The sequence below is a fragment of the Streptomyces sp. NPDC060205 genome (genome assembly GCF_042728395.1).
GTDB lineage: Bacteria > Actinomycetota > Actinomycetes > Streptomycetales > Streptomycetaceae > Streptomyces.
Map to the genome: position 1 here is coordinate 17714 of NZ_JBHWZP010000077.1, position 15731 is coordinate 33444.

The following is a 15731-nucleotide window of genomic DNA, read 5'->3' on the forward strand; positions in this document are numbered from 1 at the left end:
CACCTCCGTTGACGGTCACCCCGTACGCCTCTACCGTTCCGGACGCACTCTCGAAACTTTGCAGAGGTCTTCCGGAAATTCCGGAAGCGACGTGAAGCCATCATGAGAGGGACGTCCATGAAGCCCCAGAGCTTACGGAGAGCCGCGTCCGCGTTCCTGGCCGCGGCCTCGCTCGTGATCGGGGGAGCCACCTCCGCTCACCCCGCCGCCGGCCCCGAACCGGCCGCCGCCACCGGCCGACAGGCCGCCGCCGGGCCCGTACTGCGGGATCTCGCCGCCGCCAAGGGCATCTACTACGGGACGGCCGTCACGGCCTCCAAGCTCAACGGCACCTACGGCTCGATCACCGGCGAGCAGTTCGACTCCATCACACCGGGCAACGAGATGAAGTGGGGCTCGGTCGAGGCGACCCGCGGCAGCTTCACCTGGTCGGGCGCCGACGCGGTGGTCGCCTTCGCCGAGGCGCACGCCCAGAAGGTCCGCGGCCACACCCTGGTCTGGCACAGCCAACTGCCCAACTGGGTGAGCAACGGCACCTGGACCGCCGACACCCTGCGGACCGTGATGACCGACCACATCGCCACCGAGGCCGGCCGCTACCAGGGCCGCATCGACCACTGGGACGTCGTCAACGAGCCGTTCAACGAGGACGGTACGCGCAGGCAGTCGGTCTTCCAGACGGCGATCGGTGACTCGTACATCGCCGACGCGCTGCGGGCGGCCCGCGCCGCCGACCCGGCCGCGAAGCTGTACGTCAACGACTACAACGTCGAGGGCGTCAACGCGAAGAGCACCGCGCTCTACAACCTGGTCAAGTCCCTCAAGGAGCAGGGCGTCCCGATCGACGGCGTGGGACTGCAGGCCCACCTGATCCTCGGCCAGGTGCCGTCCACGCTCCAGGCCAACATCCAGCGCTTCGCCGACCTCGGTGTGGACGTCGCGATCACCGAACTCGACATCCGTATGACCGTCCCGCCCACGACCGCCCAACTCGCCCAGCAGAAGGCCGAGTACAAGGCGGTCACCGCCGCCTGCGTCGCCGTGGCGCGCTGCGAGGGCGTCACCGTGTGGGGCTTCACCGACTCCGACTCCTGGATCCCGGACGTGTTCACGGGGTACGGCGCCGCGACCCCGTACGACGAGAACTTCCAGCCCAAGCCCGCCTATTACGGCATCGCCGAGGCGCTCGGCTGGGTCGACGACGGCACGCCCGAACCGGTGGGCGCGTGCGCGGTCGCCTACGCCGTGCAGAGCCAGTGGAACACCGGCTTCACCGCGCAGGTGACGGTCAGGAACACGAGTACCACCGCCGTCAACGGCTGGCAGCTGGCGTGGACCTGGCCCGCCGGGCAGAGCGTGACGCAGGCGTGGAACGCGACCGTCACCCAGTCAGGCCCGGCCGTCACGGCAGCCAACGCGAGCTACAACGCGACCGTCGCACCGGGCGCGACCGTCACCTTCGGCTTCAACGGCACCTGGTCCGGCGCCAACACCGCGCCCACGACCTTCACCCTCAACGGGACGGCCTGCACCACATAGGGGGCCGAACGACCCGAACGCCACGTGTCGGCCCGCACGTCGAACCGCCATGTGTCAGCCCGCGCGTCGGATCGCCGCGTGTCAGCCCGGCCGTCGAACCGAGGACGACGGGGCCTGCGCGGACGTCGGCTCCGCCCCGCGCAGAGGGCGGAGCAGCAGCGGCGTCGCGGGCGGCGCCGCGCTCTCCTCGGCGTCCAGGCCGTACGCGTCCCACCACTCGGAGCTGCCGTCCTCGATACAGCGCAGCAGCACGCCTTCGCGCAGCGCCCAGGGACAGATGGTCACCTCGTCGATGCCCATCAGCTTCATCGTGGTGTGCGCGACGACCGCCCCGGCCAGGGACTGCCCGGAGCGCGCGAGGGAGATCCCGGGCAGGAGGGCACGCTCCGCGGCGGGCAGCGCCGCCAGCTGCTGCACGGCCCTGCCCAGGTCGGAGCGGGTCATGGTCCGGGTAGTGAAGGGCCCGGACCGGCCCGGAGCCGCGCCGCACAGCCGGCCGAGCTGCTGGAACGTCCGGGAGGTGACGACCGCCGTCCGCGGTGCCTCCCACCGGATGCGGGCCGCGACATCGCGCAGCTGATGGCGTACGTGCCGACGCAGCAGCTTGATCCGCTGCGGCGACGGCGGGTCCTGGCCGCGGAAGAACTCACGGGTGAGCCGGTTGGCGCCCAGCGGCAGCGCGATGGCGAAGTCGGGCAGTCTGCTCCGGCCGAAGGCCACCTCGAACGAACCGCCCCCGATGTCCAGCAGGGCCAGCGGTCCGGCGCGCCAGCCCATCCAGCGCCGGGCGGCCAGGAAGGTCAGCTCGGCCTCCACCTCGCCGGGCAGTACATGCAGCGGCACCCCGGCCTCCGCGGCGATCCGGCCAAGGATCTCGTCGCGGTTCGGGGCGTCCCGCACGATCGCGGTGGCGAACGCGAACGGCCGGCTCACCCCCCACCGCCTGCCCTCGGCCCGGGTGTCCCGCACCGCCTCCACCAGCCGGTCCACCTGTTCCGCCGGCAGCCTGCCGCCCCGCTCCACATGGGCGGACAGACGCAGCTGGCGCTTGGCGGTGTGCACGGGAAGCGGAACTGCCCCATCCGTTTCCGCGATCACAAGCCGCACCGTGTTCGAGCCGACGTCGAGTACACCCATTCGCATCCCCTCCCCGTACCCCAGGCGGCTTCCGGCACACCGCGACACGCGGACCGATCACGCCCTGTTTGGGTCGTTCTGCACGGGTACTCGCCCCTTCATGGAGAGCTTCGGCAGGGCCGCAGCGATCCCGCACGAGGTCGTGGCCGGTTCGGCACCCTTCGTCGTGGGACCCCTGGTGGTGGGACTTCTGGTCACGGCCATGCTGGTCGTCGCGGTGTGGTGGGGCATGCGGGTGCGCAGCCGGGAACCCGGTCCGCCGCGCCCCGAGGACCAGCCCCGGCTGCCCGCGGGCGGCGCGGTCCACGAGGTCTCGGAGATGCGCGAGCCCGACGAGATGCCGCACGACGGCAGGGTCCTCACCCCGCACGAGTTGCGCTCCTCGGGAAACATGTCCACGCGACGGGCCAGGGACCAGAAGCGGCGCCGGTGGAGCCGGAACAGCAGCGGCGGATTCGGCAGCGGCGGTCTCGGCAGCCACTGAACGGTGTCCGTCGCGGTGAGTGGATCCGTGGAGTACGGGCACTCGGGTGCGGCCCGCGACGGGAACGTTTCGGGTCACTCCGACCGGCTACTAGGAATATATGGTGCAAATCGGGTACACGATGATGACCGAACAGGCCGGACCCCGTGAGCTGGTACAGCACGTGGTGGCCGCGGAACAGGCGGGCTTCGACTTCTCGGTCACGTCCGACCACTACTTCCCCTGGCTGGCCGAGCAGGGACACGCGCCGTACGCGTGGAGCGTGCTCGGGGCCGCCGCGCAGGCCACGTCCACGATCCCCCTCATGACGTACGTGACCTGTCCGACGACCCGCTACCACCCGGCGGTCGTCGCCCAGAAGGCCGCCACCCTGCAACTGCTCGCCGAGGGCCGCTTCCGGCTCGGGCTGGGCTCTGGCGAGAACCTCAACGAGCATGTGGTGGGCGGCGGTTGGCCTGCCGCGCACGTACGCCTGGACATGCTGGAAGAGGCCGTCGAGATCATCCGCGCGCTGTTCGAGGGCAAGAACGTGAACCACCACGGCGCGCACTTCGACGTGGAGAACGCCAAACTCTTCGATCTGCCGGACGAGCCGACGCCCATCGGCATCGCCGTCTCCGGCGAGCGCTCCTGCGCCCTCGCGGGCCGGCTGGCCGACCTGGTGATCGCCACCGAGCCGAAGGCCGAACTGATCGAGTCCTTCGACCGGCACGGCGGCAGCGGCAAGCCCCGGGTGGGCCAGCTGCCCGTCTGCTTCGACACGGACAAGGACGCCGCCGTGGCGCGGGCGCACGAGCAGTTCCGCTGGTCGCTCGGCGGCTGGCCGGTCAACTCCGAACTGCCGGGCCCGGCGGCCTTCGACTCGGCCACCCAGCTCGTGCGGCCCGAGGACGTCGCCGAGAGCGTCCCGTGCGGCGACGACGTGGACGCCTTCGTCGAGGCCGTCCGCCCCTACGCCGAGGCGGGCTTCACCGAGGTCGCCCTCGTCCAGATCGGGGGGGAGCACCAGTTCCCGTTCCTGGACTGGGCCGAGAAGAAGCTGCTGCCCGCGCTGAAGGACCTGTGAACTCCGAAGTGAAGGGATCGCCATGGCCATCGCCACGTACAGCCTCGTAGCGCTCGACTGCCCGGATCCGCCCGCGCTGGCGGAGTTCTACGCGGGCGTCCTGGGCGGCGAGGTGAAGCGGGACAGTGACGACTGGTACGACCTGCACGCGCCCGGCGGTCACCGCATCGCCTTCCAGCGGGCCCCGGAACACCGCCCGCCGGACTGGCCGAGCGCCGACGGCGGCTCCCAGCAGCTGCATCTGGATTTCGACGTACCGGATCTGGACGAGGCCGAGGCGCAGGTGCTGGCCCTCGGCGCCGCCCCGCTCGACCTGGACGACGAGGGCGGTCGCCGCGGCTTCCGCGTCTACGCGGATCCGGCGGGCCACCCGTTCTGCCTCTGCAGGCAGTGACACCGGGCCGGCCGACGGACGGGCGGCGAGCCGGCGGTCCGGCGGTCAAGGAGCGGTCCGGCACGACCCGGCACGGACCGGCGCGGACCGCGCGGCCCGGTCTGCCGATCTGTCGATCTGTTGCTCCACCGGGTCCGCCGGGTCCGCCGGGTCCGCCGGGTCACCGGGCCGGACCGCTCACGGCCGGTACCGCAGCGGGTGGTCCGACGGCACCTCCACCACTGCGATCTGCGTGCCGTCCGGATCCCTGAGCCACATCTCGACGAGCCCCCACGGCTCCTTCACCGGCGGCCGGTCCACCTCGACTCCCGCGGCCACCAACTCCTCGTACGCCGCCCGCACGTCGGCCACCTGCAGCCACAGCTTGACGGCGGGGGAGGGCGGTTCGGCGGACCGGCCCGAGACTTCGAGGAAGCCGCCGCCGAGGAAGTACACGGTGCCGCGCTCGGGGCCCGTGCCGAACTCGCGGTAGACGGGCAGCCCCAGCTGCTCCCCGTAGAAGGCACGGGAACGCTCGGGATCGGCGGGGCGGAGCAAGGTCCGGCTGCTCAGTACATGCACCATGCGTCCCGAGCGTAATGGGGAAGAAAGGGAGCGTTATTCTCGTGCGTGGCCGAGCCGCGCCCGAGATCGGAGAACCGCTCCATGCCCACCGCATCCGACGGACTGACCTTCCGGGACGCCGTCGACACCGACGTGGACGACCTGGTCGCACTGATCGAGTCCGCCTACCGGGGGGACTCCAGCCGGACCGGCTGGACCACCGAGGCGGACATCCTGGAGGGGCAGCGGACGGACCCGGAGGGCGTCCTCGCGGTCATCAAGTCGCCCGACAGCCGACTGCTGACCGTCGGACGCGACGGCACGTTGGTGGCCTGCTGCCAGCTCGAACACCGCGGTACGCACGCCTACTTCGGCATGTTCGCGGTCAGCCCCGCACTCCAGGGCGCGGGTCTCGGCAAGGTGATCATCGCCGAGGCGGAGCGGCTGGCCCGCGAGACCTGGGACGCGACGGAGATGCACATGACCGTGATCTCCGTGCGCGAGGACCTCATCGCCTGGTACGAGCGGCGCGGCTACCGCCGTACGGGAGAGATGACTCCCTTCCCGTACGGCGACGAGCGCTTCGGCCTGCCGCAGCGCGACGACCTGCAGTTCGAGCTCCTGACGAAGCCCCTCGCATAATCGTTACGCCGCCGGTCGGCCCCGGCGGCTATGCCGTGAAGCGGCCGGTGCGCTTGATCTCCGGGTAGTCGGTGGTGGCGCCGTCCAGTTCCAGGGCGCGGACCAGCCGCAGATGGTCCTGGGTGTTCACGACCCAGCCGATGATCCGCAGATCCGCCTTGCGTGCCCGCTCGACGACCTCCAGGGTCAGCCGCCGGATGTTCAGCACGAGCGTCGTGGCGCCGACCGCGGTCGCCCGCTCGACGACATCGATGCCATAGCGGCTGGCGACCAGCGCCGTACGGACGCCCGGCACGAGCCGCGCGATCTCGGCGATGGCCTCGTCGTGGAAGGACAGCACCTCGACCCGGCCGACGAGGTCGCGCCGGTTCATCACCTCGGCGAGTGCCCGGGCCGCGGCCACGTCCTTGATCTCGGCCTGGAGCGGGGCGGTGACGGCGTCCAGGACCTCCTCGAAGACCGGGATGCGCTCACCGCGTCCCGCGTCCAGCACGCGCAGCTCCGCGAGGGTCTTCTCGGCGATCGGCCCCGACCCGTCGGTCGTACGGTCCACGTCGGCGTCGTGCATGACGACGAGCGCGCCGTCCTTGCTCAGATGCAGATCCAGCTCGATCAGGTCGAGGCCCGCCTGCTGGGCGGCGGTGAAGGAACGCAGGGTGTTCTCCGGTTCGACACCCATGATCCCGCGATGACCGATGGTGAGGAAGTTCAAGGGTTGACTCCGCTTCCGTCGACGGCGGCTCGGCTGCCGCGCGCGGCGGTCCCGTGCCCACGCGGCAAGGCCGCAGCCTAATGGCCCCGGCGGACCTTGTACCCGCTCCGGTGGCCGGGAATGAGGCCTGCCGGCCGGGGCACAGGGCCCTGCCGGCTCCTTTGCGGCTCACCCCCGCGTGGGCGAGTCCCCAGCGGGTTGACCGGGCTGCGGCGGGACGCCCCCCAGCGGGCCGCCCGAACTCCGGCGACTACCCGGCCGACGGCGGAAGTATTCGCCCTCGTGGTGTCCCGCAGGAAAAACAGCGGTGAAGTTGCGAGGGGGCAGGATAATCTCCCGAGACTCCACTTGTCCCGGAGAGTCCCGCACGCATACGGTGTCCATACGCGAGGTTCTCCCGTGGAAGGTGGGTCATGACGGAAATTCTTGTGCAGGTGGGTGCGGAGGAGCAGATTCCTCCCCGGAGCAGGGTGGTGAGCCACCCGGCCTGGCCCGTGCTCAAGGATGCCGTGGAGCGGATCCGGCCATGGCAGTCCAAGGACGGGTCGATCGACTTCGACGCCGACAGCGCCCCCGAACCGTCGGACGCCGACCTGGCTGTGCGCCAGGTCATGGACGCCGTACGGGAGCTGTCGCCGCTCGTCGCGCACGACGCCGAGTACCACGCGGCGCTCGTCGAGGACCTGCGCCGCTGGGCCGACGGCGGCTTCGAGGTGCCCGACTTCCTCGACTCGCTGCTGGCCTTCCAGCCCGCGGCGCACCGCGAGGACGGCCTCGAACACCTCGTCCTGTTCCCCATGTACACGCAGAACGGCAATCCGGACCGCAACTTCGAAGCGGTCGTCCTGCGCATGGTCTGGCCCGACTGGCTGGCCGAGCTCGAACGCACCCGCTACGACAACCCGCTGTTCTGCGGCATCACGTTCGAGGACTTCACCGCCGGGTACGACACCAACTCGGCCGTGCTCTTCCCCGAGACCATCGCCGTGCGCGAGGCCCCGGAGCGGTTCAGCTGGGGCGGTATCTTCTGCGACCGCGAGGCCGCCCGATTCCGCAAGGTCACCGAGGCCGCCGTCGCCACGCTCGGTCTCGAACTGCCCGACGACATCAGCGAGATGGTCGGCGACCAGACACGCTGCGAGCAGGCCTTCGTCCTGTGGGACATGGTCCACGACCGCACCCACAGCCACGGCGACCTGCCCTTCGACCCCTTCATGATCAAGCAGCGCCAGCCGTTCTGGATGTACGGCCTGGAGGAGCTGCGCTGCGACCTCACCGCCTTCCGCGAGGCCGTGCGACTGGAGGCCGACGGCTTCCCGCAGGGCCGTGACGTGCAGTACGCGGTGCTCTTCGACCGGATGTTCCGCTTCCCGGTGACCGGCGACCGCGTCCGCAACTACGACGGCCTCGGCGGCCAGCTGCTCTTCGCCTACCTGCACAAGCACGACGTCGTCCGCTGGACCGACAACAAGCTGTTCATCGACTGGCAGCGCGCCCCGCAGGTCACCAACGAACTGTGCGCCGAGATCGAGAAGCTGTACCGCGACGGCATCGACCGTCCGAAACTGGTCCACTGGTTCGCCGCGTACGACCTGGTCTCCCAATACCTCGCCCCGCACCCGGGATCCCGCTGGGCCAAGGGCCCCGACGCCCTCGATCTGACGCTGCCGCCGCGAAAACTGGTGGACGACGTGCTTCCGGACGAGTTTCCCCTGAGCATGTTCTATGAGGCACTCTCCAAGAAGCTGAAGAACGTGATCGCGCAGACCAAGGGCATCACCGCTGCGAGTGCCGAGCGGGTGGCCGCGTGAGCGACCGCGTCCGGACCACTGCTCAGGAGGCGAAGACCATGGGGAACGGTAGCGGCGGGGCACTGAGCGGCGCGGTGATCGCGGTGGCCGGCGCGGGCGGTCCGGTCGGCCGGGCGACCCTGCTGCGGCTCGCCGAGGCCGGGGCCGTGGTCGTCGGGTCCGACAACGACCCGGAGCGGCTGGCGGAGGCCGTGGACGCGGCCCGCTACGCCCATGGCGGCGCCACCGTCGTCGGCGACACGGTCGACCTCCTCGACCGGGACTCGGCGAAGGAGTGGGCCGCGCGCACCGAGAAGGAGTTCGGGCGCGTCGACGGCCTGGTCCATCTCGTCGGCGGCTGGCGTGGCAGCGAGACCTTCACCAAGACCAGCCTCGACGACTGGGACCTGCTGGAACTGCTGCTCATCCGTACCGTGCAGCACACCTCCCTCGCCTTCCACGAGGCACTGCAGCGCAGCGACCGCGGCCGGTACGTCCTGATCAGCGCCGCCGGCGCCGGCAAGCCCACCGCGGGCAACGCCGCGTACGCCGCCGCCAAGGCCGCCGCCGAGGCGTGGACGCTGGCCATGGCCGACTACTTCCGCAAGGCCGGGATCTCCGAGGGCGCCGAGGGGCCGACGTCCGCCGCCGCCATCCTGGTGGTCAAGGCGCTGGTGCACGACGCGATGCGCGCGGAGCGCCCGAACGCGAAGTTCGCGGGCTTCACGGACGTCAAGGACCTCGCCGAGTCCATCACCGGTGTCTGGGAGAAGTCCGCCCCCGAAGTGAACGGAAAGCGTCTGTGGCTGACCGAGAAGCCGTGAACCCCGGCCGGGAGGCCGTGAATCCGCCGAGGACGGATGCCCGGCGGCGACACGACCCGCAGGTGCGCGGCTTCGCCAGCGACAACTACGCGGGGGCCCACCCCGAGGTGCTCGCCGCCCTGGCCCTGGCCAACGGCGGGCACCAGATCGCCTACGGGGAGGACGACTACACCGGCCACCTCCAGCAGGTGATCCGCGGGCACTTCGGCGCGGGCGCCGAGGCGTTCCCCGTCTTCAACGGCACGGGCGCCAACGTCGTGGCGCTGCAGGCGCTCACCGACCGCTGGGGCGCGGTGATCTGCGCGGAGAGCGCGCACATCAACGTCGACGAGGGCGGCGCTCCCGAGCGCATGGGCGGACTGAAGCTGCTCACGGTGGCCACGCCCGACGGCAAGCTCACACCCGAGCTGATCGACCGGCAGGCGTACGGCTGGGACGACGAGCACCGGGCGATGCCGCAGGTCGTGTCGATCACCCAGAACACCGAACTGGGCACGGTCTACACGCCCGACGAGGTCCGCGCCATCTGCGAGCACGCCCACGGGCACGGCATGAAGGTGCACCTCGACGGCGCCCGGATAGCCAACGCGGCCGCCTCCCTGGACGTACCGATGCGGTCGTTCACCAACGCGGTCGGTGTGGACGTACTGTCCTTCGGTGGCACCAAGAACGGCGCGCTGTTCGGCGAGGCCGTCGTCGTCCTGAACCGGGACGCCGTCAGCCACATGAAGCATCTGCGCAAGCTGTCGATGCAGCTCGCCTCCAAGATGCGTTTCGTGTCGGTGCAGTTGGAGGCCCTGCTCGCCAAGGACCTGTGGCTGCGCAACGCCCGCCACGCCAACGAGATGGCCCAGCGCCTGGCCGAGGGCGTGCGCGCGGTGCACGGCGTCGAGATCCTGTACCCGGTGCAGGCCAACGCGGTCTTCGCCCGGCTGCCGCACGACGTGAGCGAGCGCCTGCAGAAGCGCTACCGCTTCTACTTCTGGGACGAGGCCGCGGGGGACGTCCGCTGGATGTGCGCCTTCGACACGACCGAGGACGACGTCGACGGCTTCCTGGCGGCGCTCAAGGAGGAGATGGCGGCGGGCTGACGGCCCAGCGAGTCGTGCATAGATATACGGTCGCCCGGAAAAGTAATTGACTGCCGGGTGATCGTATTCTTATGCTCTGCAGGCATGGAGCTGATCCAGAACAACCCTGACCTGTCCGCCTATCTGGCCGCGGACGAGGCCATCGACCACCATCATCCGCTCGTGCGTGAGGTGTCCGCGCGGCTGGCCGGACAGGTCGCCGACTCGTATGCCTATGCACAGGCCGCCTTCGAGTTCGTACGCGACACCATCCCGCACTCACAGGACTCCGGCGACCTCCGCGTCACCTGGCGCGCCTCCGACGTCCTGGAGCAGGGCACGGGCATCTGCTACGCCAAGGCCCATGCCCTGGCCGCCCTGCTGAGGGCCGAGGACATCCCGACGGCGTTCTGCTACCAGAAGTTCGACGTGGTCCACGGGCTCGTCGCGGTCCGCTTCAACGGCGCCTGGCACCGGCAGGACCCCCGGGGCAACAAACCGGGCGTGGACGCCCGGTTCTCCCTCGACGGCGAACGCCTCGCCTTCACGCCCGACCCGGCAGCGCACGAGCTGGACCACCCGGAGCTCTACGCCGAACCCCACCCGGCCGTCCTGGCCGCACTCAAGGCGGCCAAGGACCGCCCGCAGCTGTGGGAGTCGCTACCCGCCGCGCTCTGAGCGGCGGGCCGGTGGCCCCCACCTGTTCGTCCATGCGGCGCCGTGCGCTCAGCGGGCTTCGGAAGCCTTCACTTCTTCGGGGGTCGGTGCCGTGCCGCCGAGGTGCGCCGGCATCCACCAGGTGTCGTCCGGGCCCTTGGGGCGTACGGGATAGGCGCGCTGCGCGGCTTCCAGGAGCTCCTGGACGCGCTCGCGCACCTGGCGGGTGATCGCGCCCGCGTACTTGTCACGGGAGGCCTCGATCGCCTCGCCGACCCGGATGGTGATCGGGGTGTGGCTGCGCTTGAAGTTGCGCGGGTGGCCCTTGGTCCACAGCCGCTGCGTGCCCCACACGGCCATCGGGATCAGCGGGACGCCCGCCTCCTGCGCCATGCGCGCGGCACCCGACTTGAAGCTCTTCAGCGTGAAGGACTGGGAGATCGTGGCCTCGGGGAAGACGCCGACGATTTCACCGGAACGCAGCGAGGCGAGCGCGTGGGCGTACGCCGTCTCTCCCTGCTTGCGGTCCACGGGGATGTGCTTCATGTTGCGCATCAGCGGGCCGGAGATCTTGTGCCGGAACACCGACTCCTTGGCCATGAAACGGACGAGGCGCTTCTGCGGCAGGGCGGCGAGACCGTCGAAGATGAAGTCCAGATAGCTGATGTGGTTGCTCACCAGCACCGCACCGCCCGTGCGCGGGATGTTCTCCGTCCCCTTGAGATCGATCTTCAGGTCCCAGGCCTTGAACAACGTCTGGGCGAGACCGATGGCGGGACGGTAGGCAAGCTCAGCCATGAACGGAGGGGACCCTTCTCTCTGCTCTGCCTGGGAAGGGGTGCTCCCAGCGCGAAACTTACGCTGCCGTAGGTTTACGGCATTGCGCAGATCGTGCCCGAAGAACGGACGAGTGACCAGTCCTGGTGCCCGGGATTGGCGAGATCCTCGTCACGTCACCCCTTGATCCACCTCGGCGTTTTACGTCGCCTTTACTCCGCGCGAACCGCCACTCGCCGTACGAGCAGGTACATCTCGCACCCGAGGCAGTACCCGAACGCCGCGTTGAGAAACGCCGCCGCGAGCGCCGCCCCGGTCGCGGCGAGTCCCAGCCACTCGGGGCCCACGGTGTAGCCGAGGAGGCCGATCGCCGCGAACGCGAACCCGACCGCCTGCGCGAACCGCGGCGGCTCGGGCGCCTCGAACCGTGTCGGCGGCGCGATCCGCGGCCGGACGGCATACCGGAACAGCAGCCCGTACGGGGAACGGCCCACGCCGGCCAGTGCGCCGAGCGCGAACGCCAGCGTCTGCCAGGCCAGCAGCCAGGGGCTGCCGGTGATCAGTACGACCGCCAGGACCACGGAGGTCACGACCGCTCCGAAGCGCGGCCCACGTGCATCGATGTTCATGAACCGAGTATTCCGCAGGGAACACTCCCGCGGTCGCGGGAATCTTTGCAGCCTCGTGAACGCTGAAGCCGGGGATGACCGGACTCACGGTGTGTGTGGTGGTGCTCGTTCTGGCGAGCGCCTTCGGAGTGCTGAACCGACGTCGGAGCGGGAGAGTCAGAGTGCGTGGGCGGGACGGCGGGAAGAGGCTGGGCGCGGCCGAGTTGGGCGAGGATCTCGGCGAGCGGGCCACGCTCGTCCAGTTCTCCAGCGCCTTCTGCGCCCCCTGCAGGGCGACCCGCAGGGTGCTCGGTGAGGTCGCCGAGCTGGTTCCGGGCGTACGGCACGTCGAGATCGACGCCGAGAGCCGGCTCGCGCTGGTCCGCGAACTGGAGATCCTCAAGACGCCGACCGTGCTCGTCCTCGACGCCGGGGGCCACATCGTGCGCCGCGCCACCGGCCAGCCGCGCAAGGCCGATGTCATCGCCGCGCTCGGTGAGGCGGTCGGCGCCACCTGATCGCCCGAAGCCCGTGACCGTCCGAAGCCCAATGATCGTCCGGAACTCTACTGATTCATCCAAAAGCCCCTGATCATGAGGCTGGAGGCCCTCGGTGACGCATCTCCCACATGCCGGGACGTACTTGACTGCATCGGCCACCTATCGTCAGTCTGACCGTATGTCCACGGAACCCCTTCCCCGCGAACGCCTCGCGCGCTCCCAGCGCGCACGCCTTCGGACCGCGGCCCTCGGCCGCGGCGCGGGCGGGCGCTGTCCGGGCTGCTGAACAGCCCAGGACCCCCGCCGCCGGCTTCGCGCAGAAGGACAACTCCATGACGGCCACGCCCGATCTCCGTACCTCCCGACTCGCCTCCCCGGACCTGCTCCGCTCCGTTTTCCGGCAGCACGCGGCCGGTGTCGCCGTGATCACCGCACGCGGCGACGACGGCCCCGTCGGCTTCACCGCCACCTCGCTCGCCTCGGTGTCCGCAGAGCCCCCGCTGATCTCCTTCGGCATCGGCACCGGCGCCTCCAGCTGGCCGGCCATCTCCCGGACGGACCATGTGGGCGTCCATGTGCTCGGCGAGCACCAGCAGGAACTGGCCGCCACCTTCGCCCGCAGCGGCGCCGACCGTTTCGGCGGGCCCACCGCCTGGCGGGAGGGCCCCGAAGGCGTCCCCGTGCTGGACGACGTCCTCGCCTGGCTCGTGTGCCGGGTCGTCACCCGTGTTCCCGCCGGGGACCACCGCGTCGTGCTGGCCGAGGTGGTGCTCGGGGACCCCGCCGGCGCAGGCCGCCCCCTGCTGTATCACCAGGGCCGGTTCAACGCGCTGAAGGACTAGGGCCTGTCCGGCCGCCCGGCCGTTCCGTCCGCCCGTGTCTGCGCGCACGTCGAGTTCCGATTACGCTGCGTTGCGAAGGTCACAGTTCAAAGCGCTTGCTTAGAGGGAACCAGCTACGGGACCGTAGAAGCGCGTACTGGCGAGTAATATTTCGCTCGGAGCGCGGGTCGCCCCCACCGGGAACGGCCGCTTCAGGCGCCTATGCTGCCCGTAGGCAGGCAGCCCAGAAAAGACGATGCAGTAGGAGAGCCGGCGTGAGCTTGAGGATCGTTGTCACTGTGAAGTACGTGCCCGACGCCACTGGCGACCGGCACTTCGCCGAGGACCTGACCGTCGACCGTGACGACGTGGACGGCCTGCTGTCGGAGCTCGACGAGTACGCGGTCGAGCAGGCCCTGCAGATCGCCGACGAAGCGGACGACGCGGAGATCACCGTGCTGACCGTGGGCCCCGAGGACGCGAAGGACGCGCTGCGCAAGGCGCTGTCCATGGGCGCGGACAAGGCCATCCACGTCGAGGACGACGATCTGCACGGCACCGACGCGATCGGCACCTCGCTGGTGCTGGCCAAGGCGATCGAGAAGGCCGGTTACGACCTGGTCATCTCCGGCATGGCCTCCACCGACGGCACCATGGGCGTGCTCCCGGCGCTGGTCGCCGAGCGTCTTGGCGTCCCGCAGGTCACGCTGCTCTCCGAGGTCTCCGTCGCGGACGGCGTCGTCAAGGGCCGCCGTGACGGCGACAGCGCCTCCGAGCAGCTTGAGGCCTCCCTGCCCGCCGTCGTGTCGGTCACCGACCAGTCGGGCGAGGCGCGTTACCCGTCCTTCAAGGGCATCATGGCCGCCAAGAAGAAGCCCGTTCAGTCCTGGGACCTCGAAGACCTGGAGATCGAGGCCGACGAGGTCGGTCTCGACGGCTCCTGGACCAAGGTCGACTCCGCCACCGAGCGCCCCGCGCGCACCGCGGGCACGATCGTCAAGGACGAGGGCGAGGGCGGCAAGCAGCTCGCCGAGTTCCTCGTGGGCCAGAAGTTCATTTAACGGCTGGGGGTCCGGGGGTCGTCCCCCGGGCCGACGCAGCATCTGAGCCCCGCCGTCGCCGCCCGTCCCTCATCTTTCGCAAGCAGGAGAGAAGAAGTCCCATGGCTGAAGTTCTCGTCTACGTCGACCACGTGGACGGTGCCGTCCGCAAGCCCACCCTGGAACTGCTGACGCTGGCCCGCCGCATCGGCGACCCGGTCGCCGTCGCGCTCGGCGCCGGCGCCGCGAACACCGCCGCCACGCTCGCCGAGCACGGCGCCGTCAAGGTGCTCACCGACGAGGCCGCCGAGTACGCCGACTACCTCGTCGTCCCGAAGGTGGACGCGCTGCAGGCCGCCGTGGAGGCCGTCTCCCCGGCCGCCGTGCTGGTCCCCTCGTCCGCCGAGGCCAAGGAGATCGCCGCCCGTCTCGCGCTGCGCATCGGCTCGGGTGTCATCACCGACGCCGTCGACGTCGAGGCCGGCGACGAGGGCCCGGTGGCCACCCAGTCGGTGTTCGCCGCCTCGTACTCCACCAAGACCCGGGTCTCCAAGGGCACCCCGGTCATCACCGTCAAGCCCAACTCGGCTCCCGTGGAGGCCGCCCCGGCCGCCGGCGCCGTCGAGGCACTGTCGGTGACCTTCTCCGCGCAGGCGACCGGCACCAAGGTGACCGGCCGCACCCCGCGCGAGTCGACCGGCCGTCCGGAGCTGACCGAGGCCGCGATCGTGGTCTCCGGCGGCCGTGGCGTCAACGGCAGTGAGAACTTCTCGATCATCGAGGCGCTCGCCGACTCCCTCGGCGCGGCCGTCGGCGCCTCGCGTGCCGCCGTGGACGCCGGCTGGTACCCGCACACCAACCAGGTGGGCCAGACCGGCAAGTCCGTGTCCCCGCAGCTGTACATCGCCAACGGCATCTCGGGCGCCATCCAGCACCGCGCCGGCATGCAGACGTCGAAGACGATCGTGGCGGTCAACAAGGACGCCGAGGCCCCGATCTTCGACCTGGTCGACTACGGCGTCGTCGGTGACCTCTTCGAGGTCGTCCCCCAGCTCACCGAGGAGATCAAGACCCGCAAGGGCTGATGGCTCTCCTCGCGTGATCTTCGCGTGATCCTTCTGTGAGGC

18 protein-coding genes are annotated in these 15731 nt (G+C 70.4%); 13 read left to right on the forward strand and 5 right to left on the reverse strand.

Going from position 1 to position 15731, the window contains the following annotated elements; all coding sequences use genetic code 11:
• Positions 1-117 precede the first annotated feature (117 nt).
• On the forward strand, positions 118-1539 hold the full coding sequence (locus ACFWGJ_RS16260; RefSeq protein WP_387324515.1) for an endo-1,4-beta-xylanase: 1422 nt from the start codon (positions 118-120) through the stop codon (positions 1537-1539).
• Positions 1540-1620: 81 nt separating this feature from the next.
• On the opposite strand, the gene ACFWGJ_RS16265 is transcribed toward ACFWGJ_RS16260, so the two are convergent.
• Complete coding sequence (locus ACFWGJ_RS16265; protein ID WP_387324517.1) at positions 1621-2682, reverse strand: Ppx/GppA family phosphatase; 1062 nt, start codon at positions 2680-2682, stop codon at positions 1621-1623.
• A gap of 94 nt (positions 2683-2776) precedes the next feature.
• Here ACFWGJ_RS16265 and ACFWGJ_RS16270 point away from each other — a divergent pair, with 94 nt between their 5' ends.
• The 3 genes from ACFWGJ_RS16270 (at position 2777) to ACFWGJ_RS16280 (ending at position 4620) form a co-directional block, all read left to right on the forward strand.
• Positions 2777-3160 carry a DUF6479 family protein gene (locus tag ACFWGJ_RS16270; RefSeq protein WP_387324519.1) on the forward strand — a complete coding sequence of 128 codons (384 nt, stop codon included), beginning with the start codon at positions 2777-2779 and terminating at the stop codon, positions 3158-3160.
• A gap of 100 nt (positions 3161-3260) precedes the next feature.
• Complete coding sequence (locus tag ACFWGJ_RS16275) at positions 3261-4226, forward strand: LLM class F420-dependent oxidoreductase (protein ID WP_387324522.1); 966 nt, start codon at positions 3261-3263, stop codon at positions 4224-4226.
• A gap of 22 nt (positions 4227-4248) precedes the next feature.
• On the forward strand, positions 4249-4620 hold the full coding sequence (locus ACFWGJ_RS16280) for a VOC family protein (RefSeq protein ID WP_387324524.1): 372 nt from the start codon (positions 4249-4251) through the stop codon (positions 4618-4620).
• A gap of 177 nt (positions 4621-4797) precedes the next feature.
• Here ACFWGJ_RS16280 and ACFWGJ_RS16285 read toward each other — a convergent pair whose 3' ends face one another.
• Positions 4798-5184: a VOC family protein gene (locus tag ACFWGJ_RS16285; protein ID WP_387324527.1), complete on the reverse strand. Its 387-nt coding sequence runs from the start codon at positions 5182-5184 to the stop codon at positions 4798-4800.
• Between the two features lie 81 nt (positions 5185-5265).
• On the opposite strand from ACFWGJ_RS16285, the gene ACFWGJ_RS16290 reads away from it, so the two are divergent.
• Positions 5266-5805, forward strand: coding sequence for a GNAT family N-acetyltransferase (locus ACFWGJ_RS16290; RefSeq protein WP_387324530.1), 540 nt, complete (start codon positions 5266-5268; stop codon positions 5803-5805).
• A 28-nt stretch (positions 5806-5833) separates the two neighbouring features.
• Here ACFWGJ_RS16290 and ACFWGJ_RS16295 read toward each other — a convergent pair whose 3' ends face one another.
• Positions 5834-6517, reverse strand: a complete 684-nt coding sequence (locus ACFWGJ_RS16295; protein WP_387324533.1) for a glycerophosphodiester phosphodiesterase — start codon at positions 6515-6517, stop codon at positions 5834-5836.
• A gap of 413 nt (positions 6518-6930) precedes the next feature.
• On the opposite strand from ACFWGJ_RS16295, the gene ACFWGJ_RS16300 reads away from it, so the two are divergent.
• The 4 genes from ACFWGJ_RS16300 to ACFWGJ_RS16315 all read left to right on the forward strand — a co-directional run bounded on the left by ACFWGJ_RS16300 (position 6931) and on the right by ACFWGJ_RS16315 (position 10879).
• Positions 6931-8328: a DUF6421 family protein gene (locus ACFWGJ_RS16300; protein WP_387324536.1), complete on the forward strand. Its 1398-nt coding sequence runs from the start codon at positions 6931-6933 to the stop codon at positions 8326-8328.
• Positions 8329-8366: 38 nt separating this feature from the next.
• Positions 8367-9131 carry an SDR family NAD(P)-dependent oxidoreductase gene (locus ACFWGJ_RS16305; protein ID WP_387324539.1) on the forward strand — a complete coding sequence of 255 codons (765 nt, stop codon included), beginning with the start codon at positions 8367-8369 and terminating at the stop codon, positions 9129-9131.
• Positions 9132-9148: 17 nt separating this feature from the next.
• Positions 9149-10222: a threonine aldolase family protein gene (locus ACFWGJ_RS16310; RefSeq protein ID WP_387324563.1), complete on the forward strand. Its 1074-nt coding sequence runs from the start codon at positions 9149-9151 to the stop codon at positions 10220-10222.
• An 84-nt stretch (positions 10223-10306) separates the two neighbouring features.
• Entirely contained in the window at positions 10307-10879 is a 573-nt protein-coding gene (locus ACFWGJ_RS16315) for a transglutaminase domain-containing protein (RefSeq protein WP_387324541.1), read from the forward strand.
• 48 nt (positions 10880-10927) lie between these two features.
• On the opposite strand, the gene ACFWGJ_RS16320 is transcribed toward ACFWGJ_RS16315, so the two are convergent.
• Positions 10928-11656: a lysophospholipid acyltransferase family protein gene (locus ACFWGJ_RS16320; protein ID WP_387324543.1), complete on the reverse strand. Its 729-nt coding sequence runs from the start codon at positions 11654-11656 to the stop codon at positions 10928-10930.
• A 191-nt stretch (positions 11657-11847) separates the two neighbouring features.
• Positions 11848-12264: a DUF4395 domain-containing protein gene (locus ACFWGJ_RS16325; protein ID WP_387324546.1), complete on the reverse strand. Its 417-nt coding sequence runs from the start codon at positions 12262-12264 to the stop codon at positions 11848-11850.
• A gap of 74 nt (positions 12265-12338) precedes the next feature.
• On the opposite strand from ACFWGJ_RS16325, the gene ACFWGJ_RS16330 reads away from it, so the two are divergent.
• The 4 genes from ACFWGJ_RS16330 (at position 12339) to ACFWGJ_RS16345 (ending at position 15689) form a co-directional block, all read left to right on the forward strand.
• Complete coding sequence (locus ACFWGJ_RS16330; RefSeq protein ID WP_387324549.1) at positions 12339-12761, forward strand: TlpA family protein disulfide reductase; 423 nt, start codon at positions 12339-12341, stop codon at positions 12759-12761.
• Between the two features lie 314 nt (positions 12762-13075).
• Positions 13076-13585, forward strand: coding sequence for a flavin reductase family protein (locus ACFWGJ_RS16335; RefSeq protein WP_387324551.1), 510 nt, complete (start codon positions 13076-13078; stop codon positions 13583-13585).
• A gap of 254 nt (positions 13586-13839) precedes the next feature.
• Positions 13840-14625 (forward strand): electron transfer flavoprotein subunit beta/FixA family protein, encoded by a 786-nt coding sequence (locus ACFWGJ_RS16340; protein WP_387324554.1) that lies wholly within the window; start codon positions 13840-13842, stop codon positions 14623-14625.
• Between the two features lie 101 nt (positions 14626-14726).
• A complete protein-coding gene (locus tag ACFWGJ_RS16345) occupies positions 14727-15689 on the forward strand; it encodes an electron transfer flavoprotein subunit alpha/FixB family protein (RefSeq protein WP_387324556.1) in 963 nt (320 codons plus the stop codon).
• The last annotated feature ends 42 nt before the right edge of the window (positions 15690-15731 follow it).